Raw genomic sequence first — 21,445 nt, forward strand, 5'->3', positions numbered from 1 at the left:
GGGTCTATTCTGCGTCGGTTGGGTAGCGGTTTTTGGCGAGCGTCAGCGCAAGATCGCTGCGGCGGTGGAGGCGTTGGAGATACGCGGCGCGCGAAGTTAACGGTGGATATTGTGGAGGTGGTTGCGGAGGACTCTCAAGCCCCTCCCCTTCAGGGGAGGGGTTGGGGGTGGGGCAGTGCCTCGCAGAGAGCGTAGTTCTGCTGGACCGCCCCACCCCAACCCCTCCCCTAAAGGGGAGGGGCTTTAAGAAGGCTCTCACATGTCCTGCAACCCTTTGGCTGCGGAACATTGGTGCGGTACGGTGGTCACTTTCCGTATCGAGCACCCTGCACCATCAAGCGCGCCAGATACGCCGTTTACCCCCCGTAAGCCCCCACCTTCGCCAGCACAGCCCGCGCCTGCTTCAAATGTGGAATATCCAGCATCCGCCCATCAAGCCCGACCGTCCCCGCGCCGCCCGCCGCCTCGAACGCCGCAACGACCCGCTCGGCGAACGCGACTTCCGCGGCATCCGGCAAATAACTCTCGTTGATCGCGGCAACCTGCGCCGGGTGGATCGCGAGCCGCCCGGTAAACCCCTCCGCCCGCGACGCCCGCGACGACGCGCGCAACCCTGCCTCGTCGCGGAAATCGACGTACAGCGTATCCACCGCCTGCACCCCCGCCGCCTTCGCGCCGAGCAGCGTCAGCGTCCGCACGGTGCGATAGGTCAACGCCCAGCCGCCCGCCGGATCGAGATTGGTCGAGGCCCCCAGCGCTGCCGCCAGATCCTCCGCGCCCCACGTCAGCCCCGCAAGCCGCGCCTGCCGCACCCTGGCGTATTCCCCCAGCGTGAACGGCGCAGCGGCGGTCTCGGTCGCGACCGGCAGGATCGCGATCGATCCGGCAGAGAGCCCCGCCTGCGCCTCGAGCGCATCGAGATAGAAGGACAGTTGCGCGATATCGGCAGGGCCGGCGCATTTGGGGAGCATCACGCCATCGGGGGCCGCCGCGACCACCGCGACCAGATCGTCGAGCACCATCCCGCTGTCGAGCGGGTTGATCCGTACCCACAACTGGCTGGTCCGCGCTGCCTGCGGCCGATCCGCGAGCAGCCCCGCGACGAGCTCCCGCCCGCGTGCCTTGTGCTCGGGCGCGACCGAATCCTCGAGATCGAAGATCAGCGCATCCGCGCCGGTGCTGTCCGCCTTGGCGAGCTTCTTCTCGCTGTCGCCGGGGATGAACAGCCAGGAGCGCAGGTCGATCATGCGGCGTCTCCCGCCGGGGTCTTGCGCTGCAATCCGGTGCGCTTGCACGTCGCGACGAGTTCGTCGCGCTGGTTGAACGCGCGGTGGACGAAGGTGACGATCCCCGCGTCGGGGCGCGAGCGGGACTCGCGCAAGTCGACCACCTCGGTCTCGATCCGCAGCGTGTCGCCGATGAACACGGGGGCGGGAAAGCGCACTTCGTCCCACCCGAGATTGGCGACCGCGGTACCGAGCGTCGTGTCGCCGACCGACACGCCGACCATCAGCCCGAGCGTGAAGGTCGAGTTGACGATGATGCGGCCATAGTCGCTGGTCTTCATATATTCGGCATCAAGGTGAAGCTGCGCGGGGTTGTGCGTCAGCGTCGAGAACAGGAGGTTGTCGGTCTCGGTCACGGTGCGCCGGATCGCGTGGGCGAAGGTCTGCCCGACCTCGAGCTGCTCGAACCACAATCCCGCCATCGCCTGCCGCTCCCGTTCTACCGCCCTGTGCCGGGCCTGTCTGTGTTGCAGGCACGGCCATACCAGCGATTTCGGGAAGGGCCAGAGGGCGACGTCCCCCACGCCCCCCGTTCGTTTCGAGCGACGTCGAGAAACCTGCGCTGTGCCGGGTTTCTCGACTTCGCTCGAAACGAACGGGAGGGGGATCCGTCTATTTCAGCGCGGCAGTGAAGGCCCGCGCGTTGGCGCCGACCTGCTCCGCCGTCGCACCGACCGAATAGAGCGCGCCGCCAAGGCCGAACCCGGCCGCGCCTGCCGCGGTCCACGGCGCCATCCCCTCGGGGGTGATCCCGCCGACCGGAAGCACGCGCACCGTTTTCGGCAACACCGCGCGCATCGCCTTGAGCACGACCGGGCTCGCGGCTTCCGCCGGAAACAGCTTGAGCGCGGTCGCGCCTGCCTCGAGCGCCGCGAACGCTTCGCTCGGCGTCGCGATGCCGGGAAGCGAGACCAGCCCGGCGGCGGCAGTCGCCGCGATCACGCGCGGGTTCATGTTGGGGGAGATCACCATGGTCCCGCCCGCCGCCTGCACCGCCGCGACGCCATCGGTATCGAGCACCGTCCCCGCGCCGATGATCGCGCGCCCCGCGAACCGCTTCGCGAGCCGCGCGACGCTGTCGAGCGGGTCGGGCGAGTTCATCGGCACTTCGATCAGCGTGAACCCTGCGTCGACCAGCGCCTCGCCGATCGCCTCGACTTCGTCGGGGCGGACCCCGCGGAGGATCGCGACCAGCGGGCAGCGCGCGAAGGCGGCGTCGAAATCGGCGATCATGGTCATGCGATCATTCTCCAAGGGCTTGCGCGAGCGCGATAATACCGGCGGCAAAGGCGGCGTGGCTGTCGACGACGTGCGGCGTGCCGCCATTCGCCGACACCGCGATGGCATAAAGCCCCCCGAGCTCGGGGTCGGACAGGATATGGACATCGCCCGCGCCACTTTCGAGCCGCACCGCGACGTCGCTGCCGATCAGCAGCCCGCTCGCATAGGAGGCGGCGTCGGAATCGTCGCGCTGGCCGAGCAGCTTGCTCGCGCGGATGCCAAACAAGGCGGCGGACAGGTCGCGCCGCTTGCCCGCCGCGACGCCGTCGCGGAACGCCGCGCCGGGCGTGACCGTGCCGCCGAGCTGCGTCGACAACAGGCCGTGGCCGCGCAGCAAGGCGAACAGTTCGCCGGTCATCGCGGTGGTGAAGTCGACCACCACGCCGCCTGCGACGCGCGCCCATTTGCAATGCGTGCCGGGCTGGCAGAGCAGACCGTCGCGCGGCACCAGCCCCGCAGCGATCGCGCCGAGCAACTGGATTTCCTCGCCCCGCATCACGTCGGCACGCGCGCCGTCGCGGAACGAGAGACCGGGGACGATCGCGGTGCGGTCATCGATCCAGCCGAGCCGCGGTGCGATCGTATCGATCCCGGCGGGGACGCCGACATAGGGCACGTCGCGCCAGCCGATCGTCGAACCGACCATCCCCGCGAGCAGCATCGGCAGATCCCCGAAGCGCGCGCGCAGGTCGGCGATTTCGGCGGGGAAGCCATCGGCGGGGACCGCGGTCACCCCGCGCGCGTCGCGGTCGGTCGCGACCACCTGCCCGCCTTCGATGCGATAGACGCGGCGGTTGGTGGTCCCCCAATCGACCGCGAGAAAGGCGTCGCCAAAGCGTGCGGCGCGGGATGAGGTCATTGCTGCGCGTCCTTCGCGGCACCGGCCGAGGCGGGATCGATGTGCCTCCGGGAGGCGGGTCGCGTCCTATTGATCCGACTGATCGTCCTTGTCCACCCGCGCCGGCGCTCCCGGGATCGCGTCGCTTGCTGACCTTCCTGTGGCGTTCTATGGCCGCAATACTCAGACCAAAGACGAGACACGCCATGCCCGACGCCGCCGCACACCCGATCCGCCTCGCGATCGTCGGAATCGGGAAGATCGCGCGCGACCAGCATGTCCCCGCGATCGACAAGGATCCGCGGTTCGCGCTGGTCGCGACGGCGGACCCGCACGGCAGCCTGCCGAACGTCCCGAACTATCCCGATCTCGGCGCGATGCGCGCCGCGCTGCCCGATCTCGACGCGGTCGCGATCTGCACCCCGCCCGCCTACCGCGCCGCGATTGCCGCCGAGGCGATCGCGGCGGGGCTGGCGGTGCTGCTCGAGAAACCGACCGCGGCGACTTTGGCCGAGGCCGAGACGATCGTCGCGCGGGCAGCCGCCGCCGGAACGACGCTGATGACGACGTGGCACTCGCGCGAGGCCGCGGCCGTCGCCGAGGCGCGCGCCTGGGTCGCCGGGCGTCGCGTCGACCGGGTCGCGATCACGTGGAAGGAAGACATTCGCCGCTGGCATCCCGGGCAGGAATGGATCCTCGCGGAGAACGGGTTCGGTGTGTTCGATCCCGGCATCAACGCGCTGTCGATCCTGACCGCGATCCTGCCCGATCCGGTGATGGTCGAGACCGCGCACGTCGAGATCCCCGACGGCCGCGCCGCCCCGATCGCGGCGACGCTGGCGATGGTGTCGGGCGGAACCGCAATCAGCGCCGACTTCGATTTCCTCCAGACCGGCCCGCAAAGCTGGGACATGCGGATCGACACCGATCGCGGCACGCTGTTGCTCAGCGACGGCGGCGCATCGATCGCGATCGACGGCGAAACCGCGCGGGCCGCGGAAAATATCGAATATCCGGCGATCTACGCGCGGTTTGCCGCGCTGATCGCGGCGGGGACGTCGGAGGTCGATCTTGCGCCGTTGCGGCTGGTCGAGGACGCGTTGCGCGTGGCGACGCGGGAGACGGTGGCGGCTTTCGCGTTTTGATTTCCCCCGTCACGTCGGCGGGGGCGAGACCTGTGCGGAGGTGGGTCTGTTCTCCTGCGAAAGCAGGAGCCCAGGAGTCACTAAAGCCGTAAGCCGTTGTATTGCTTGGCTCTGGATTCCTGCCTTCGCAGGAAAACGGCACCAAATCCGTAACGAGCTACCTTTCGCAGAGGTTTGATCGTCATCCCGCGCTCTGAAAAAAGCTGCCGTCATGCTGAACGTGTTTCAGCATCCAGCGTGCAACGGGCCTGGTCCGGGCGCGCGGAGGGCTGGATCCTGAAACGAGTTCAGGATGACGGACGGTTTTGCAGAAGTCTTGCCTTCGCCGGGGCGCGCCTAGCGGCGTACTGCGGCGATATCGGCCTCGGTCCAGCCGCCGCCCATCGCCTGATATACCAACACGTACGACGTCAGCCGGTCCGAATTCGCCTGGACCAGTGCGAGTTCGGCGGTGAGCAACCCGCGTTGCGTGTCGAGCTGGTCGAGATACGACGAATAGCCCGCGCGATAGCGGTTCGACGCGTTGCGCAGCGCCGCCGCCAGCGCATCGCGCTGCCCGCGGATCGCCACCGCCTGCTGCCCCGAGCGCTGGACCCCCGCAAGGCTGTCGTCGACGTCGCGGAACGCGCTGATCGCGGCGCGGCGATAGGCGTAGGCCGCCTGATCGCGCCGCGCGGTCGCCGCGTCGGCGCTCGCGCGCAACCGCCCGCCGTCGAACAGCGGGGACAGGACGCTCCCGCCGAGCGAGAAGACCCCGACCGGATTGGCGAGCGCGGTCGTCAGGATCACCCCGGCGGATCCGGTCAGCGCGACGTTGGGGAGCAACGCCGCGCGCGCGCTGTCGAGACTTCGGTCGGCAGCGACGAGCGTCTGTTCCGCCTGATACAGATCGGGACGCCGCCGCAGCAGATCCGCCGGCAGCCCTTCCGGGATCGGCGGAAGCGTCAGCGCGGTCAGCGCCACCCCGCGCGGAATCGCGCGCGGATTATCCCCGAGCAACAGGCTGAGCGCATCCTCCTGCCGCGTGATTGCGAGCTGTGCCTGCGGGATCAATTGCTCGGTCGCGCGATATTCGCCTTCCGCCTGATGCAGTTCGAGGTTCGAGGTATAGCCCGTCTCCGCCCGCCGTCGCGCGATCCGCAGGCCGTCACCGCGCGCCGCAAGCGTATCGCGCGCGACCGCGAGCCGCGCATCGAGCGCGCGCAGCGTGATGTAGCCGGTGGCGACGCTGCTCGCGAGGCCGAGCCTGACGACATCGCGCGCCCCTTCGCTCGCGAGCAACTGCGCGCGCGCCGCGGCGCTCGCGTTGCGGAGGCGCCCGAACAGGTCGGGGTCGTAGCTCGCGGTGATCGAGGGCTGCGCAGCGACGTTGGAGGTCGCGGTGCCGAACGCGTTCAAGGCGCGCGCCTCCGAGGCGGGCAAACCCGCGCTGACGCTCGGGGACAGTTGCGCGCGCGCGAGCCGCTCGGTCGCGCGGGCTTCCTCGACGCGGGCCGCCGCCGCACCGAGATCGGGATTGTTGGCGAGCGCGCGCGAGACGAGGTCCGTCAGCACCGGATCGCCGAACGCATTCCACCAGTCCGCGCGGATCGGCGCATCCGGGCCGAACGCGGTCCGCCAGGCGGGCGGGGCCACGACCGCGGTCGCGGCGGGTGCCACCGGGCGCGGACCGATGCAACCCGCCAGCGCGAGCGCCACCGCCAGCCCCCCGAGCGCGCGCGTCATCGGATTCGCGGCCCCGACGAGGTATCGACCCGCGCCTGCACCGACATGCCGGGGCGCAGCCGCGCCGCGAGTGGCTGGCCCGGATCGACCTTGATCCGCACCGCAATCCGCTGCGGCACCTTGGTGAAATTGCCGGTCGCATTGTCCGCCTTGATCACCGCGAATTCGGACCCGGCGGCGGGGGACAGCTGCTCGACGTGGCCGGTCAGCCGCGCATTGGCGAGCCCGTCGACGGTGAAGCTGGCCGGCTGGCCGACCGCCATCCGCGCGGTCTGCGCTTCCTTGTAGTTGGCGATCACCCAGGTCTCGGGCGGCACGAGGAACATCAGCTGCGACCCCGCGGTCACATATTGCCCGACCCGTACGCCGACTTCGCTCAGCCGCCCGGTCTCGGGGGCGCGGACGACGGTGTTGTCGAAATCGATCTGCGCGAGCCGCTGCGCCGCATCCGCGCCGCTGACCCCGGCGCGCTGCCCGCCGCGCCCGACCTCGACCGTGCGGATATCCTGCCGCGCGATCTCGCGCGCGGCATTCGCCTGGAGCACGCCGGCTTCCGCCTGCCGCAGCGCCGCGAGCGTCTGGTCGCGTTCGCGCAGCGACACCGACCCGTCAGTGACGAGATCGTTGACTCGGTTCATGTCCGCCTGCGCACGGAGCAACTGCGCCCTCGCATTGGCGACCGCCGCGTCCTGCGCCTGCAGGCTGGCGGCGCGCGCGCGCGCGGTCTGGTCGCTGTTGGCAAGCGTCGCCTGTTGCGCTGCGACCTGCGCCTTGGCCTGGTCGACCCGCTGACGGTAGATCCGGTCGTCGATCCGGACGAGCGGCTGGCCTTGCGTGACGGTCGCGAAATCGCGCTGCAGCACCGCGGTGACATAGCCGCTCACCTGCGGGCTGATGACGGTGGTGCGGCCGCGCACATAGGCGTTGTCGGTCGATTCGGTCGCGGTCGCGAACGGCGGGAGCCGCCAGGCGGACAACACCGCGCCGATCCCGACGAGCGACAGCACCACCGCGACGATCAGCGCGGTGCGCGACGGAAGCGGCGGGCGCCAGCCGGAGCCGACCGGGGCAGCGGGCGCTGCGGGCGCGGCGGCGGCGGCGTTTTCCGCGGCGCGCGCTTCGGTGACGGGGGCCGCCGCGACGGGGCTGGCGGGCGGCGGTTGGCGCGTATCGGTCATGCAGGAGCCTTGGCAACCGTCGCGCGACGCTGACGCCATTCGCGACGGATCAATAGAATCGCGAGATAGGTGGTCGTGAGCCCCGCGAGAATAGCGACGAGCCGGAAGGTGTCGTCATAGGCGAGCACGTTCGCCTCGCGCGTCGCGGTCTGCGCGAGCAGCGCGCCGCCTTCCGCGCTGCGCAGCGTGGGGTCGCCGAGCACCCGGCCGACCGCGCTGCCGCCGGCGGCAATCCGCGCGGTGACGATCGGGTCGGTCGGGTCGAGCGTCTGGACGATCGCCGCGCTGTGCGCCTTTTCCGCGATCGTCTGATAGGTGCCGAGCAGCGCTGCGCCCCCCAGCGAGCCGAGCGAATTGACCATCCCGAACAGCGCGAGGAAGCTGATGATGTGCCCCGCCCCCGCCTGCAACGCGCGCGTCATCCCGAACAACAGCGACGGCCCGAGGAAATAGGTGCCCGCGAATGCGATCACCGCCTGAGTCAGATACAGTTGCGGCGGGCGCGTCAGGCTGGTCGAGAGCGAGTCGACATAGGCGGCCACCGCGACCAGCCCGATCGCGAGCATCACCGGATGCGCGAGCCGGTTGACGTCGAGCGTCACCGCGCTCGCGATCACGCCCGCAATCGAGGCGAGGAAGATGATCACGAACAGCGTCTGGAACTGGTCGTTGTTCTGCCCGAGCACGGTCAGCAGCCCGACCGCGGCATAGGTCTGTTCGGACAGCACCAGCCGCGCCATCAGCGTGACGATCGTGAAGCGCACGATGTCCGCGCTGCCAAGCCAGCGGGTGTTGAGCAGCGGGTTGGGCCGGCCATGTTCGAGCACCAGCGCGGTCGCGAGCAGCGGGATCGCGATGACGAGGCACCAGCCGATCCACGGCGCCTCGAACCACCAGACCAGCCGCCCCTGCCCCAGCACCGCCGAGAACAGCGCGATCGACACCGCGAACAGCGTGAAGGTGACGAAGTCCATCGGCTCGAACGCGGGCTTGCGCTCGGTCGGCGGGAGCCGCAGCAGGCTGACCGCGACGAGCGACAGGACCGCCAGCCCGAATTCGAACAGGTACAGCGCGCGCCACTGCGACATCGCGAGCAGGTCGGGCGAGAACAGCCGCGCAAGCGGGGTCGCGCATTGCGGAATGCCGATCCCGACGACCAGCGCGCGAAGCCGCCATTTGGTCGGCAACGCCTGCATCATGTAATAGAGGCAGAGCGAGCTGAGCGCCGCCCCCGCCATCCCGCTCGCCGCGCGCACGCCGACCGCGGACCAGAAGCCGTGGACGAACAGATGCGCGAAGGTGAACAGCACGTACAGGCCGAGGAAGATGATCGTGAACGGCCGCAACCCATATTGCTGGCGGAACTTGATCAGCAGCAGGTTCATCGACGCATTGGTCATCACATAGACCGTCGGCAGCCACGCGATTTCGGTCGGGTCGAAGCCGAGCGAGCCTTGCAGCGTCGTGGTGTTGACCGAGATGAGCGCGGTGCCGAGCCCGCCGGTCAACCCGACCAGCACCGCAATGATCCCATAGGCGAGACGCACCGCCGACGTGTGTTCGGGCGACGCCGGGGAGCCCGGCAGCGCGGGCCGCTCGTGCGGCGCGAACGTCCATTGTTCCTCGGTCAGGAAATGGCGGATACGACTGGCGAGCATCCTGTCTTCCTACGCACGATCGGCGGACGGGATCAATCCATCAGGAGGCGGAGAAACCGTCACGATTTATTACAATCGTCGGACAAAGGATTGATCTGGATCAGCACCTGTGGCGTACGCTCCCGCTACGGCGGACCATCGCAAGAGAGGTGCTCGTGTCCAATTGTCCAACCGGGGTGGCCGGGCTTGATGAAATCCTCGCGGGCGGCCTCGAGGCCGGGCGATTGTTCCTGCTCGAAGGCACCCCCGGCGCGGGCAAGACGACGATCGCCACGCAGTTCCTGACGCAGGGCGCGGAAGCCGGGGAGCCGGTGTTGTACATCACGCTGTCCGAAACCGAGGAGGAACTGCGCGCCGGGGCCAAGTCGCACGGCTGGACGTTTCCGCCGTCCTTCACCGTGTTCGAACTCGTCCCGCCCGAGGCGCTGCTCAACGACGACCAGCAGCAGAGCCTGCTCTATTCGTCCGACCTCGAGCTCGGCGAGACTACCAAGCGCATCTTCGAGGCGTTCGAGCGGATCAAGCCGACCCGCGTCGTGCTCGACAGCCTGTCGGAAATCCGGCTGCTCGCGCAGAGCTCGCTGCGCTATCGCCGCCAGATCCTCGCGCTCAAGCATTATTTCGCGCGGCATGACGCGACCGTGCTGATGCTCGACGATCTGACCGCCGACGTGATGGACAAGACCGTCCACAGCGTGGCGCATGCGGTGATCCGGCTCGAGGAACTGTCGCCCACTTATGGCGCAGAGCGGCGCCGGATGCGCGTGCTGAAATATCGCGGGCGGCGGTATCGTGGCGGCTATCACGATTTCATCATCGACACCGGCGGGGTGCGCGCGTTCCCGCGGCTCGTCTCCGCGGAACATCGGGGCCGGTTCACGCGCGAAACCGTCCCGATCGACAATGCGGAATTCAACGGGCTGATCGGCGGCGGGTTCGAACGCGGCGCGAGCACGCTGATCCTCGGGCCTGCCGGTACGGGCAAGTCGCTGCTGACGCTGAGCTTCGTCAAGGCGGCGATCGATCGCGGCGAGTGCGCGGCGATGTTCGTGTTTGACGAGGAACTGGGCCTGCTGTTCGATCGCGCGCTCGGGCTCGGGATCGATCTCCAGGCGATGGTCGATAGCGGGCATCTGGTGATCGAGCAGATCGACGCCGCCGAGCTGACCCCGGGCGAATTTTCCGAACGCGTGCGGATCGGCGTCGAGCGGCACAAGGCGCGTACCGTCGTGATCGACAGCCTCAACGGCTATCAGGCGGCGATGCCCGAGGAGCAGGCGCTGATCCTGCACATGCACGAACTGCTGCAATATCTGAACCGGCAGGGCGTGATGACCTTCCTGACGGTCGCGCAGCACGGGCTCGTCGGCGACATGAAATCCCCGGTCGACGTCACCTATCTCGCCGATACGGTCATATTGCTCCGATATTTCGAGGCGTTCGGCCGGGTCCGACGGGCGATTTCGGTCGTTAAGAAGCGTATGGGTCATCACGAGGACACGATCCGCGAATTCACGATCGGGAGTACCGGTATCACGCTGGGACAACCGCTCACGACATTCCAGGGTGTTCTTCGCGGTGTCCCGACGTTGATCGGCGACGACGCACGGTTGCTGGACGTGACACAGGCTTGACCGTTTCTTGAACCGCACCCTCGCCGAAGGCGCCATCATCCTAGCCCCACGCGGTCGCGACGCGGCGATCGCGCAGGCGATGCTGGTCGAGGGTCAGTTGCAGGCCGCGGTCGCGCGCGACCTTGCGACGATGGTCGCGGTGCTGCGCGAAGGCGTGGGCTTTGCGATCGTGACCGAGGAAGCGTTGCGCGGCGCGGACCTGCGCGCGCTGACCGACGTTCTGGCCCAGCAGGCGGAATGGTCCGACCTGCCGTTCATCGTGCTGACCGAGCGCGGCGGCGGGCTGGAGCGCAACCCCGGCGCGGTGCGGCTGCTCGAGACGCTCGGCAACGTCACCTTCCTCGAACGGCCGTTCCACCCGACCACGCTGCTGTCGCTCGCACGCGCCGCGCGCCGCGCGCGGTTGCGGCAATATGAGGCGCGCAACCGGCTCGAGGATATCCACGCCGGGCAGGAACGGCTGAAGCTGGCGATCGCCGCCGGGGGGCTCGGCGCGTGGACGCTCGACATGACGACCGAGTCGCTCCACGTCGAGCCAGACACCAAGGCGCAGCTCGGGCGTGCCGTCGGCGACTCGCTCACCTATCCCGAACTGCTCGCCGCGATCCATCCCGACGACCGCGAGGATATCGTCGCGGGCGCGCGCCGCGCGATTGCCGAGCGGACCGATTACCGGGCGGAGGTCCGCTGCATCTGGCCCGACGGATCGACCCACTGGCTGCAGATCGACGGACGGGTCGAGCGCGACCCGCGGGGCAGCGCGGTGCGGGTCGTCGGCGTCTCGCACGAGATCACCGCGCGGCGGGTGGTCGAGCTGCGCCAGCGCGCGCTGCTCGCGCTCAGCGACCGGCTGCGCGAGGCCCCCGACGTCGCGACGATGTCGTTCGAGGCGGCGGCGATCCTCGGCAGCACGCTGGGGGTCAGCCGCGCGGGGTACGGCGTGATCGATCCCGTCGCCGAGACGATCACGATCGAGCGCGACTGGAGCATGCCCGGGACCGCCACGCTGGCTGGCGTGCTGCGGTTTCGCGACTACGGGTCGTATATCGAGAACCTCAAGCGCGGCGAACTCGTCGCCTTCGACGATGCGCGGACCGAACCGCGCACGCAGGGCAATGCCGCCGTCCTCGAGGCGCTCGATGCCCGCGCGATCATCAACCTTCCGCTGATCGAACGCGGCACGTTCTCGGCGCTGCTGTTCATCAACAACAGAACCGCGCGAACCTGGTCCGCCGACGATCTGGCGTTCGTCCGCGACGTCGCCGACCGGACCCAGGCCGCGATCGAGCGCCGCCGCGCCGAGACCGCGCTTGCCGCCCTGGCCGAGACGCTCGAACGCCAGGTCGCCGAACGCACCCGTGAACGCGACCGGACCTGGCAGAATTCGCACGACATGCTCGCGATCCTGTCCGCCGAGGGGGTCATCCTGTCGGTCAACCCGGCGTGGACGACGGTGCTCGGGTGGAACGCGGACGAGATCGTCGGGCGCAGCCATCTCGCCTTCGGTCACCCCGACGATCTGGCCGGAAACGTCACCGCGCGCGCACAAGCCTTGCAAGGCACGCTTCGACAACATGAGAACCGCTATCGCCACAAGGACGGCAGTTATCGCTGGATCGCCTGGGTCGCGACGTTGGAGGGCGACCGGCTTTATGCCAGCGGTCGCCACATCACCGCCGAACGCGAAGCGCAGACCGAGCTGGAAAGCGCGCAGGACCAGTTGCGACAAGCACAGAAGATGGAGGCGGTCGGCCAGCTGACCGGCGGGCTCGCGCACGATTTCAACAATCTGCTGACCGCGATCTCGGGCAGCCTCGAACTGATCCAGGCGCGGATCAAGCAGGGCCGCACGGGCGAACTCGACCGCTACGTCAACATGGCGCAGCAAGGCGCGAAACGCGCGGCGGCATTGACCCACCGGCTGCTCGCCTTCTCGCGGCGCCAGACGCTCGATCCGCGCCCAACCAACATCAACCGGCTGATCGCCAGCTTCGACGAGTTGCTGCGCCGCTCGGTCGGGCCGTCGATCGAGATCGAGATCGTCGGCGCGGTCGGCCTGTGGACCACGCAGGTCGACCCCAACCAGCTCGAGAATGCGGTGCTCAACCTGTGCATCAATGCGCGCGACGCGATGCCCGGGGGTGGCCGGATCACGATCGAGACCGCGAACGCCTGGCTCGACGATGCCGCCGCGCGCACCCGCGACATGACGCCGGGCCAGTACATCTCGCTATGCGTCACCGACACCGGATCGGGCATGACCCCCGAGACGATCGCGCGCGCCTTCGACCCGTTCTTCACCACCAAGCCGCTTGGCGAAGGCACCGGCCTCGGCCTGTCGATGATCTATGGCTTCGCCCGCCAGTCGGGCGGCCAGGTGCGGATCTATTCCGAACTCGGCAGCGGGACGACGATGTGCCTGTACCTGCCGCGCTCGCACGACGCCGAGGACGAGGAGCCCGAACGCATCCCTGCCCCCGAGCCCGGCGTGGTCACCAGCGGCAAGACCGTTCTGGTGGTCGACGACGAACCCGCCGTGCGCGCCTTGGTGATCGATACGCTGACCGACCTCGGCCATGACGTGATCGAGGCGGGCGACGGCCCGAGCGCCGTGGTCCTGCTCGAATCGGATCGGCATATCGACCTGTTGATCACCGATGTCGGGTTGCCGAAGGGCATGAACGGCCGCCAGGTGGCGGATGCCGCACGCGTGATGCGGCCTGACCTCAAGATCCTGTTCATCACGGGCTATGCCGAAAACGCAGCGGTGGGTAATGGTCTCCTTGCGCCAGGCATGCACATCCTCACAAAACCCTTTGCGATGGACGTGCTAACGAATAGAATTCAACAACTCACCGACGACAAAATACATAATTCGAAGTAAGTCGAAGGATAGTCGCACCACTTCATTGCACCGTATGCCGGTAGTTTGTTAATCATGTAACCGCTTCCGATTTAGCCGGAGAGCGGACGTGAGGAACGAATGGCACTTGCCATGATGACCTGTAGTGACTTTGCCGGGCACGTCGGGACGACCTTCACCATCGGTCTCCCCAAGACCGGAGTCGCGCCGCTGACGCTGGTCGAGGCATCGCGGCGGCGCGGTGTCGAGCGCGGCCGTGCGCCCTTCTCGCTCGTCTTCCGGAGCACCTCGGCGGAAACCTGGCCGGAATCAACCTATCACCTCACCCATCCGGTAATGGGGCAGCTCGATATCATGCTGGTGCCGCTGCGGCGGGTGGAAAACGGCATGGACTATGTCGCGACGTTCGATTGAGCGCTGACCGCAGGCAACGAAGCCGCCGGCGTGGCGTTTGAGCGAAATGACCCGTCAACCGATCAGCTTCTTCATCCATCACCAGGGCCGCGGCCACGCCAATCGTGCGATGGCGATCATCCGCGAGCTCCCGGCCGAGCGCCCGGTGACCGTGCTGTGCGCGCGTCCCGAATTGTTCGACGGGTTCGACCGGCCGATCGATCTGGTCGCGCTGCCCAACATGATCGGCGCACCGGTCCCCGCCCCCGGCCTGTTCGCCCAGCCGACGCCGGAGGTGATGCATTGCGTCCCGCTCGGGGTCGAGAAGACGCGCAGCACGATGCGTGCGATCATCGACCATCTCGACGACGTCGATCCGGCGCTGTTCGTGGTCGACGTCTCCGCCGAGATCGCGATGCTCGCGCGGATCGCGAGCGTTCCCGCGATCAGCCTGCGCATGCACGGCGACCGCACCGATCCCGGCCATCTCGGCGCCTATCAGGCGAGCGTCGGGTTGCTCGCGCCGTTCGACCGGACGCTCGAACAGGACGATACCCCGGACTGGGTACAGGCGGCGACCTGCTACACCGGCGGGCTGTGCACCACGCTGGACGCAATTCCGACGCGCGAGGCGGCACGCGCGAAGCTCGGGCTCGATCCGACGCAGGAGATCATCGTCGTGCTGACCGGCGGCGGCGGCGCGGGAACGCCCTATGCGCCGCTGACGATCGCGGCGCGTGCGGTACCCGACGCGTTGTGGCTGGTGCTCGGCCCGACTCACCGCGAGGGGCATGAGACCGATTTCGGCAACCTGCGCGAACTCGGCTGGGTCTCGGGCGTCACCGATTATATCGCGGCGGCAGACGTCGTCATCGCGTCTGCGGGCGACAATACGGTGCATGAGATCGCGCGCGTCGGGCGCCCCTATGTCTGCGCGCCGGAATGGCGGTATTTCTCCGAACAGACACGCAAGGCCGAACGGCTCGACGCGCTCGGCGCGGCGGTGATGCTGCGCGAATGGCCGGGCGCCCTGGCGCCGTGGCGGTCGATCCTCGATGCGGCGAAGGCGCTCGATCCCGCGGCGCTCGCAGCCTTGTACGATGCGGATGCCGCGCGGAACGCAGCGGCCTATCTCGAGGCGATGGCGGTCGACCTCTGGGCAGGATCGACCCGACCGGCAGCCGTCAGCCCCGCCTCCGACGCGCCGCCGCTGATGGCCGTCGTCAGCTGAACCGCGCCTCGCGGTCGAGCGTGGCGGCGATTTCGTCCTGCGTTGGGTGGCGCAGAATGGTCAGCGTGTCGGCGTCGATCGCGATCAGGCCGCGTTCGGCGAACTGCCCTAGCCAATAGTCCATGCACCAGCGCCCCCAGGTTGCACGGAACAGCCGCGCGTTGCGCAGGATCGCGTCGAAATGCTGCAGCGGGGGAATGTGGATCGGGTGATGCTGGTGATAGGCGCGCGCGCCGCCGACCCATGCCATCGTCACCCCGGCGCGCTCGAGCCGCGCGGCGAAGTCGGTCTCCTCGCCGCCATAGCCGATATAGCGTTCGTCCATCCCGCCCGCACGCCGCCAGTCCGCCGCCGCCAGCGCGAAGGACAAGCCCCAGAGTTCGCCGTGGCTTGGCGTCGGGCGGATCTCGTCCTCGGCGAGCGGGGGCTTGGCCGGATGGCGCATGCCCGCCGCATCGAGCGCGGCGACGTCGACCGGGTCGACCGGTCCCGGCGGCAGGTACAGCACGTCCCCCAGTCGCACCCCTGCCGCGTCGGCGGTCGCGGCATAGCGCTCGACCAGCGTCGGGGCGGGAATGCAGTCGACGTCGAGCAGGATCAGCTGCTCCCCGCCAGCCGCCTCGGCGGCGCGGTTGCGCGCGGCGGCGAGCGGCATCGGGTCGCCCGGCACCAGCACCGACCGCACCGGGAAGGCGGTCTCCGGCACCGGAGACGGCGAGTCCTGCATCCACGCGACCACGAGCTCGTCAGGCAGCCGGGTCTGTCGGCCCAGCCCGGCGATCAGGTTGGCGAGATGCGCCGATCGCCCGCGGACGATCGTCAGGACGCTGACACTCACGCGCGCTTGGCGCGCTGGCGGAAGTGCGCCACCCCCTCGAGGATCCCGCGCGCATGGTGGCCGCGCGCGACGTAGCAACGGCTGAGATCCTTGCGCTCGGCGAGACCGTCGGAATGATTGCCGACGATGATCGCATTCGGCGCGGACCGCAGCATCTCGATGTCATTGCCGCTGTCGCCCGCGACGATCACCTGGCTCGCCGCCAATCCGAGCGCCTGCCGGACATGTTCGACCGCCGTCCCCTTGGAGGCCGCGAACGGCAGTACGTCGAGATAGCGGCCGTGACTCTGAATGATCGTGCAGGTCAGCCCGCGCGAACCGAGCAACGCGCGAATCCGCGCGCCCGCGTCGGGATCGCCCTGGATCATGTAGCTCAGCTTGGCGCGACGCTGCTCGAGCGGGCTTTGCGGGGTCAGCCCGCCCTCGGTGGCGATGACGTGCGCGATCGCCTCACGGTCCCACCCGGCGGCGACCTTCGCGTCCCACACGGTGTCGCGGGCATAGACGCCCCCCGGACGGCGATGGTAGATTTCGGACCCGACCGAGGAGATGACGATCGCGGGAAGCGGCGCGTGATGCTGCGCCAGCACCGACATCGCGCTGTGGAAGCTGCGCCCGGTGGCGACCGCGAAGACCAGCGCGCGTTCGTCGCCATGCCACTCCCGGAACGCATCCAGCGCATCCCCGCATCCGAGCAGCGTACCGTCGATATCCGACACCAGGAGTTGCCGCGGTGCCGTATTGGTCGACGGGACCGATGGGACACTCGCCGCAGCCACTTCGGCCAGCAACTCGGCGTAAATCGCGACGTGCGCTTTCCAGTCGAAGGTACGGACCGCGGTCCGACCGCCAGCGGCATAGCGATCCCACCGCGCCGGGTCGCGGAGGATGGTCAGCAACGCCTCTGAAATCGCCTCGGGCGCGCGCGGATCGACCAGCAGGCCGTTGCCGCAGGTCTCGACGATGTCGTTGGGTCCGCCGCTGTCGGTCGCGACGACGGGCAACCCACAGGCCGCCGCCTCGAGCAGCGTCAGCCCGAACGGTTCGTTGAGCGCTGGATTGACGAACACCCCGCGCCGCGCACGCGCATAAGCGTAGACCGCGGGAATATCGCTCGGCTTGTGCGTCTTGGGATAGGCGACCTTGCCGTACAGATCGTAGCGATCGATGAGGATCAGCAGTTCGGCGAGATTGTCGCGCACCTCGGGCTCGAGCGTGCGCAGGTCCTCGCGGGTCCCGGCGACGATCACGAGGTTGGCAGCCGCCTGCAATTCGGGCGAGCGGCCATAGGCCTCGACCAGTCCGGCCAGGTTCTTCTTCGTGACCGGGCGCGCAATCGCAAGAAGTGCTGGCTTGGCGGGATCGGTCAGGAACCGGTCGATCGCCGCGTCAATCGCGGGATTGGGCAGCGCGTTCGCGAAGTCGCCGACGTCGCTGCCCGGCGCGATGATCCGGATCCGGCCGGGGTCATACGCGTCGTACAAGGCATATTGCAGCTCCGCCTCGTCGCGCGAGGACGCGATGATCGCGGTCGCACCGGCGATCGCGCGATCCTCGATCGCGATCCGGCGGTCGAGCCCGTCGAGTTCGCGGCAGGGGGCAGCGAACGCCGCGCGTTTTACGTGCCCGAGCGAATGGGCAGTGAAGACATAGGGAATGCCGAGCCGTTCGTGGACCGCCGCCGCCAGGGCGCCCGCATCGGCATAATGCGCGTGGATCACATCCGGCCAGCGATCCAGCCGCGAAATATGCGACACCAGTGCTTTGACCAGACTGTCATGCTGAGTCCAGAGCTGTTCCTTCGCGAGATAGGCGCAGTCGGCGCTCCGGAGCCGGACGATGCGGGTCTGCGCGTCGATCGTCTCGATACAGTCGTCATAGCACTCGCCATGTACGGGATCGACAAAGGCCCGGGTGACGATCTCGATCCGGTCGATCGCGGGATTGGGGCCACTCGCGCGCACCAGATCGAGCAGGTACCGGATGTGCCCGCCCGTATCGGCGGTGATGCCATATTCCACGTCGCGGGCCCGTAGGCAGCCCTGCAGGGCGATATGGAGTACGAACATGGTTCCCGTTCACCCTGGAGACAGGAAGATGGAACCCTTGCGCGAGCGCGACGGTTCCGATGCCATGTCCGGGAATCTACCTAATCGAAAGCAAGGCTCGCCGCGGTTGCAGGTCGGACTGCTTACCTGGGCGCTGCCACCGGAGAAAAGCGGCCTGTCGCACGCGGCGTTGGAGATCGCGCATGCCGTGAACGAGGCAGGCGCGGATGTCCGCGTCTTCACGCTCGACCGCGCGAATCGCGAGCAGGACGGTGCGATCACCATCATCGGATGCGCCCCGGGTGACGGGCTCGAACGGCTGCGCGGACATGCCGCGATCGGTCACCTCGCCGCGCCGCTGGCGTTCCGCGCGGCGGTGCTGGAGGAACACCGGATCCAGCCGTTCGACGTGATCGAGGCGACCAACTGGTATGCCCCGGGCGCGGCGATCACGGGGATCCCGCTCGTCACCCGCAATTCGACCCCCGCCGCAATCTCGCTCGCGCAGGACCCGACGATGCGCAACCGGATCGACCGTCTGGCCGCGACGCTGATCGAGAAGATCTCCGCACGCCGCAGCGCCGGGCTGATCTCGAACACCGCCGCGCATGGCGCGACGATCGCCAGACTGTACGGCGTTCCCGCCCCCGGCCCACGGCACGCGGTGATCGGCCTCAGCCTGCCGCAAGCGATCACCGAACGCGGCCAGCGCGCGACCTATCCGGGGGCCGGGCCGATCGAACTGCTGTTCGTGGGCCGCAACGAGCCGCGCAAGGGGTTCGACGCGGTGCTCGACGCCGCGACGATCCTGAGCGGCGATGTCGCGGCCGGGCGGCTCGCGCCGTTCCGCCTGACGCTGGTCGGCGCGGAGGACCGCGACGTGAGCGCGTTGCCGGCGCGGACCCGGGCGTATCTCCGGCTGTTCCACCGGGTCGGCGAGCAGGCGTTGCACGACCTGTTCGCACAGGCGCATATCGTCGTCGCGCCGTCGCGCTACGAGAGCTTCGGGCTGGTCTATCAGGAAGCGATGATGTTCGGTCGCCCGATCGTCGCCTGCGCCGAGGATGCGAGCGCGCGGCTGTTCGTCGGGCAAAGCGGCGCGGGGATCCTCGCGCGCCATTGCACCGGCGAGGCCGTCGCCGCCGCGCTGCGCCCGCTGATGACCGACCGGACGCTGCGCGAACAGCATGCCGCCGCCAGCCGCGCCGCTTCCGGCCAGTTCACGCGGCGGACACTGGGCGAACAGACGCTTGCCGCCTATCGGTCCGCGATCGCATCATAGGGGCGCAACAGCCGCGCCTCGTCCTCGGGGCGTGCCCCGTCGGGAGACATCGCGGCGTAGGTCCGGGTGCGTGCGCGGACCCGTTCGAACGCGAGGCGGTGTTCGATCGCGCCGCACAAGGCAAGCGACGTCTGTGCGAACGGCACCACGGGGCGTTCGTGCACCAGCCCCGCAAAGCGGACCTCGGCGCGATTGAGCCGGTACTGAATATCGGGAAACAAGGCGGAAGGTTTGCCATCGACCAGGTTGCGGCGCGCGAGCCCGAGCGAGCGCAGGTCGTCCCGATCGGCCGCCTCGACCAGCCAGCCGAGATTGTCGAGCAGCACGGCATCGGGACGTTCGTCGCTGTCGAGCTGGAGCACCCAGCCCGTTCCGGCGAGTGCCTGGAGGCGATTGCGCTGGCGGGCGAAATCGCCGTCGAGCGGATGCGCATGCACCTCCGCCGTGGCGAACAGCCCGCGCCACGGCGCCGCGTCCGACGCATCGACCAGCACGATCCGGCGCACGAAACCGGGCATCGCGGCGATGAGAGATGCCGCTGCGGCGCATTCGCCCGGCTGCGTCATGATCGCGAGCGTGATCGCATGCGCGCGGGGTTCGGCCGGGCGCGCGCTTTCCTCGGCCAGCACATGACCGAACCGCCACGCGGCGTTGCGCCATCCGCCGGGGGACAAGGCCCAGCGGTCGCCGGGGACGGGCCTCGCCACACCGTCCGCCAGGCGGTGCCGGATCGCATCGGCAACTGCGGCGAGCGGAACCCCCGCGTCGACCTGCAACCCGCAATGCGTACATTCCTCGCCCCCGATCCGCGAATGCCAGTCGGGGTTGCCACAGACCGGGCAGCGCAGCCGCGCGGCGTGGCGGATCGTCATCGCCCCGCCCGGGCGATCTGCGCGCGGTAGAGCGCGACGTAATCGCGCGCCATTCGCTCGGCGGTGAAGCGCGCCTCGAACCGGCGGCGGATCGTCGCGCGGTCGAGTGTCGCCGCCTGCGCCACCGCCGCGACCGCCTCGGCTTCGCTCGAGACGATGAAACCGGTGACGCCGGGCTCGACGATCTCGCGCACGCTGCCCTCGTCCCATGCGATCACCGGCGTGCCGCACGCCATCGCCTCGATCATCACCAGCCCGAACGGTTCGGGCCAGTCGATCGGAAACACCAGCGCCACCGCATTGCCGAGCAGGTCCTGCTTGGCGGCATCGTCCAGTTCGCCGACATGGACGATCCGCTCGCCGAGCGCGGGCGCGACATGCGCCGCGAAATAGGTCGGGTTGCCGACGTCGACCGCCCCCGCCAGCCGCAACGGCATCCCAGCGCCCCGCGCGATCGCGATCGCGCGATCGGGGCGTTTCTGGTCGGTCATCCGGCCAATGAACGCGAGATAGCCGCCCGCCCCGTCCCCCTGCGCATAACGATCCCGCGCGATGCCGTGATGGACGACGCCCGCGAGGTTCGCCGGCGGCAAGGCGCGCGCTTGCGATGCCGAGATCGCCGCGACCGGAAGATCGCGGAAATGCCCGAAGAACAGCTGCCGGTCCCGCTCGTCAAGCCGCCAGTGGACCGTGGTGATGCTCCGCGCCCGCGCATCGCCGAGGACAGCGGCATGCGCGAATTCGCCGTGACAGTGGATCACATCGAAGGACTCGAGCCGTTCGCGCAGCAGGTCGAGCTGCATCGCCTCGAGCGCAGCGGGGACGCCCGGCGCGACCTTGCCGTACATGTGCTCCAGCGCCGAAAGGCTTGGGCCGGCCGACACCAGCGGGGCCGAACTCCGGCTGTCCTCGGGCGCGAACAGCGTGACGGAATGCCCCTGCGCCACCAGCGCCTCGGTCAGGTCGTAGACCACGCGCTCGGTCCCGCCCGATCCCCGCGGCGGGACCGGGAAGATGACCGGAGCGACCTGCGCGATGCGCAGCGGGTTCGGAATCGGATCGTCGGCCATGTCTCTCCCGGTTCGGGACGATTGCCCGAACACGATGGACGAACCTGTAACGAGTCGGTTCCCGCGGACGTGGTCGCGCCTCCGTTCGCCCGCGGTCGGGCCA

At 68.9% G+C, this 21,445-nt stretch carries 17 protein-coding genes; 6 read left to right on the forward strand and 11 right to left on the reverse strand.

Annotated features, from left to right (window positions below; all coding sequences use genetic code 11):
- Window positions 1-356: 356 nt before the first annotated feature.
- From RH91_RS00955 to RH91_RS00970, 4 genes are all read right to left on the reverse strand, one after another.
- Window positions 357-1,247: an HpcH/HpaI aldolase/citrate lyase family protein gene (locus tag RH91_RS00955; RefSeq protein WP_010160596.1), complete on the reverse strand. Its 891-nt coding sequence runs from the start codon at window positions 1,245-1,247 to the stop codon at window positions 357-359.
- The gene (locus RH91_RS00960; RefSeq protein WP_010160597.1) at window positions 1,244-1,708 is read right to left on the reverse strand and encodes a MaoC family dehydratase; all 465 of its coding nucleotides are present in this window, start codon (window positions 1,706-1,708) and stop codon (window positions 1,244-1,246) included. Before RH91_RS00960 ends, RH91_RS00955 begins: the two co-directional genes overlap by 4 nt.
- A 190-nt stretch (window positions 1,709-1,898) precedes the next feature.
- Window positions 1,899-2,525: a 2-dehydro-3-deoxy-6-phosphogalactonate aldolase gene (locus RH91_RS00965; RefSeq protein WP_010160598.1), complete on the reverse strand. Its 627-nt coding sequence runs from the start codon at window positions 2,523-2,525 to the stop codon at window positions 1,899-1,901.
- Window positions 2,526-2,529: 4 nt separating this feature from the next.
- Complete coding sequence (locus RH91_RS00970) at window positions 2,530-3,426, reverse strand: 2-dehydro-3-deoxygalactonokinase (RefSeq protein ID WP_010160599.1); 897 nt, start codon at window positions 3,424-3,426, stop codon at window positions 2,530-2,532.
- 185 nt (window positions 3,427-3,611) lie between these two features.
- Between RH91_RS00970 and RH91_RS00975 the strand changes: the two genes are divergently transcribed.
- A complete protein-coding gene (locus RH91_RS00975; protein WP_010160600.1) occupies window positions 3,612-4,550 on the forward strand; it encodes a Gfo/Idh/MocA family protein in 939 nt (312 codons plus the stop codon).
- A 336-nt stretch (window positions 4,551-4,886) separates the two neighbouring features.
- Here RH91_RS00975 and RH91_RS00980 read toward each other — a convergent pair whose 3' ends face one another.
- From RH91_RS00980 to RH91_RS00990, 3 genes are read right to left on the reverse strand one after another with little or no spacing between them, the layout of a single operon-like run.
- Window positions 4,887-6,275, reverse strand: coding sequence for an efflux transporter outer membrane subunit (locus RH91_RS00980; RefSeq protein WP_010160601.1), 1,389 nt, complete (start codon window positions 6,273-6,275; stop codon window positions 4,887-4,889).
- Entirely contained in the window at window positions 6,272-7,453 is a 1,182-nt protein-coding gene (locus tag RH91_RS00985) for an HlyD family secretion protein (protein ID WP_010160603.1), read from the reverse strand. Before RH91_RS00985 ends, RH91_RS00980 begins: the two co-directional genes overlap by 4 nt.
- Window positions 7,450-9,111: an MFS transporter gene (locus tag RH91_RS00990; RefSeq protein WP_010160604.1), complete on the reverse strand. Its 1,662-nt coding sequence runs from the start codon at window positions 9,109-9,111 to the stop codon at window positions 7,450-7,452. Before RH91_RS00990 ends, RH91_RS00985 begins: the two co-directional genes overlap by 4 nt.
- 176 nt (window positions 9,112-9,287) lie before the next feature.
- Here RH91_RS00990 and RH91_RS00995 point away from each other — a divergent pair, with 176 nt between their 5' ends.
- The 4 genes from RH91_RS00995 to RH91_RS01010 all read left to right on the forward strand — a co-directional run bounded on the left by RH91_RS00995 (window position 9,288) and on the right by RH91_RS01010 (window position 15,232).
- Complete coding sequence (locus RH91_RS00995) at window positions 9,288-10,745, forward strand: ATPase domain-containing protein (RefSeq protein WP_010160605.1); 1,458 nt, start codon at window positions 9,288-9,290, stop codon at window positions 10,743-10,745.
- 7 nt (window positions 10,746-10,752) lie between these two features.
- A complete protein-coding gene (locus RH91_RS01000; RefSeq protein ID WP_010160606.1) occupies window positions 10,753-13,629 on the forward strand; it encodes a PAS domain-containing protein in 2,877 nt (958 codons plus the stop codon).
- Window positions 13,630-13,740: 111 nt separating this feature from the next.
- Window positions 13,741-14,022, forward strand: a complete 282-nt coding sequence (locus tag RH91_RS01005) for a DUF6916 family protein (protein WP_010160607.1) — start codon at window positions 13,741-13,743, stop codon at window positions 14,020-14,022.
- A 46-nt stretch (window positions 14,023-14,068) separates the two neighbouring features.
- On the forward strand, window positions 14,069-15,232 hold the full coding sequence (locus RH91_RS01010; RefSeq protein ID WP_010160608.1) for a glycosyl transferase: 1,164 nt from the start codon (window positions 14,069-14,071) through the stop codon (window positions 15,230-15,232).
- Here RH91_RS01010 and RH91_RS01015 read toward each other — a convergent pair.
- The gene (locus RH91_RS01015; RefSeq protein ID WP_010160609.1) at window positions 15,225-16,070 is read right to left on the reverse strand and encodes a glycosyltransferase family 2 protein; all 846 of its coding nucleotides are present in this window, start codon (window positions 16,068-16,070) and stop codon (window positions 15,225-15,227) included. The two genes, RH91_RS01010 and RH91_RS01015, sit on opposite strands and share 8 nt — an antisense overlap.
- On the reverse strand, window positions 16,067-18,139 hold the full coding sequence (locus RH91_RS01020; protein WP_010160610.1) for an HAD-IIB family hydrolase: 2,073 nt from the start codon (window positions 18,137-18,139) through the stop codon (window positions 16,067-16,069). The genes RH91_RS01015 and RH91_RS01020 overlap by 4 nt, the downstream gene beginning before the upstream one ends.
- A gap of 106 nt (window positions 18,140-18,245) precedes the next feature.
- Here RH91_RS01020 and RH91_RS01025 point away from each other — a divergent pair, with 106 nt between their 5' ends.
- Complete coding sequence (locus RH91_RS01025; protein ID WP_010160611.1) at window positions 18,246-19,400, forward strand: glycosyltransferase family 4 protein; 1,155 nt, start codon at window positions 18,246-18,248, stop codon at window positions 19,398-19,400.
- Here RH91_RS01025 and RH91_RS01030 read toward each other — a convergent pair.
- Together RH91_RS01030 and RH91_RS01035 are read right to left on the reverse strand one after the other, a co-directional pair.
- Entirely contained in the window at window positions 19,376-20,272 is an 897-nt protein-coding gene (locus tag RH91_RS01030) for a hypothetical protein (RefSeq protein WP_010160613.1), read from the reverse strand. The two genes, RH91_RS01025 and RH91_RS01030, sit on opposite strands and share 25 nt — an antisense overlap.
- The gene (locus RH91_RS01035) at window positions 20,269-21,342 is read right to left on the reverse strand and encodes a glycosyltransferase family 4 protein (protein ID WP_010160614.1); all 1,074 of its coding nucleotides are present in this window, start codon (window positions 21,340-21,342) and stop codon (window positions 20,269-20,271) included. Before RH91_RS01035 ends, RH91_RS01030 begins: the two co-directional genes overlap by 4 nt.
- Between the last annotated feature and the right edge of the window lie 103 nt (window positions 21,343-21,445).

Origin of the sequence: Sphingomonas sp. PAMC 26617 (assembly GCF_000242835.1) — a bacterium.
Lineage (GTDB): Bacteria > Pseudomonadota > Alphaproteobacteria > Sphingomonadales > Sphingomonadaceae > Sphingomonas.

Excerpts from the sequence above, each read along its gene's own strand:
- RH91_RS00990 (WP_010160604.1), bottom strand. The coding sequence starts at position 9,111 with ATGCTCGCCAGTCGTATCCGCCATTTCCTGACCGAGGAACAATGGACG.
- RH91_RS01030 (WP_010160613.1), bottom strand. The coding sequence starts at position 20,272 with ATGACGATCCGCCACGCCGCGCGGCTGCGCTGCCCGGTCTGTGGCAAC.
- RH91_RS00965 (WP_010160598.1), bottom strand. The coding sequence starts at position 2,525 with ATGACCATGATCGCCGATTTCGACGCCGCCTTCGCGCGCTGCCCGCTG.
- RH91_RS00980 (WP_010160601.1), bottom strand. The coding sequence starts at position 6,275 with ATGACGCGCGCGCTCGGGGGGCTGGCGGTGGCGCTCGCGCTGGCGGGT.
- RH91_RS01035 (WP_010160614.1), bottom strand. The coding sequence starts at position 21,342 with ATGGCCGACGATCCGATTCCGAACCCGCTGCGCATCGCGCAGGTCGCT.
- RH91_RS00955 (WP_010160596.1), bottom strand. The coding sequence starts at position 1,247 with ATGATCGACCTGCGCTCCTGGCTGTTCATCCCCGGCGACAGCGAGAAG.
- RH91_RS01005 (WP_010160607.1), top strand. The coding sequence starts at position 13,741 with ATGATGACCTGTAGTGACTTTGCCGGGCACGTCGGGACGACCTTCACC.
- RH91_RS00960 (WP_010160597.1), bottom strand. The coding sequence starts at position 1,708 with ATGGCGGGATTGTGGTTCGAGCAGCTCGAGGTCGGGCAGACCTTCGCC.
- RH91_RS00975 (WP_010160600.1), top strand. The coding sequence starts at position 3,612 with ATGCCCGACGCCGCCGCACACCCGATCCGCCTCGCGATCGTCGGAATC.
- RH91_RS00970 (WP_010160599.1), bottom strand. The coding sequence starts at position 3,426 with ATGACCTCATCCCGCGCCGCACGCTTTGGCGACGCCTTTCTCGCGGTC.
- RH91_RS01010 (WP_010160608.1), top strand. The coding sequence starts at position 14,069 with ATGACCCGTCAACCGATCAGCTTCTTCATCCATCACCAGGGCCGCGGC.
- RH91_RS00985 (WP_010160603.1), bottom strand. The coding sequence starts at position 7,453 with ATGACCGATACGCGCCAACCGCCGCCCGCCAGCCCCGTCGCGGCGGCC.
- RH91_RS01020 (WP_010160610.1), bottom strand. The coding sequence starts at position 18,139 with ATGTTCGTACTCCATATCGCCCTGCAGGGCTGCCTACGGGCCCGCGAC.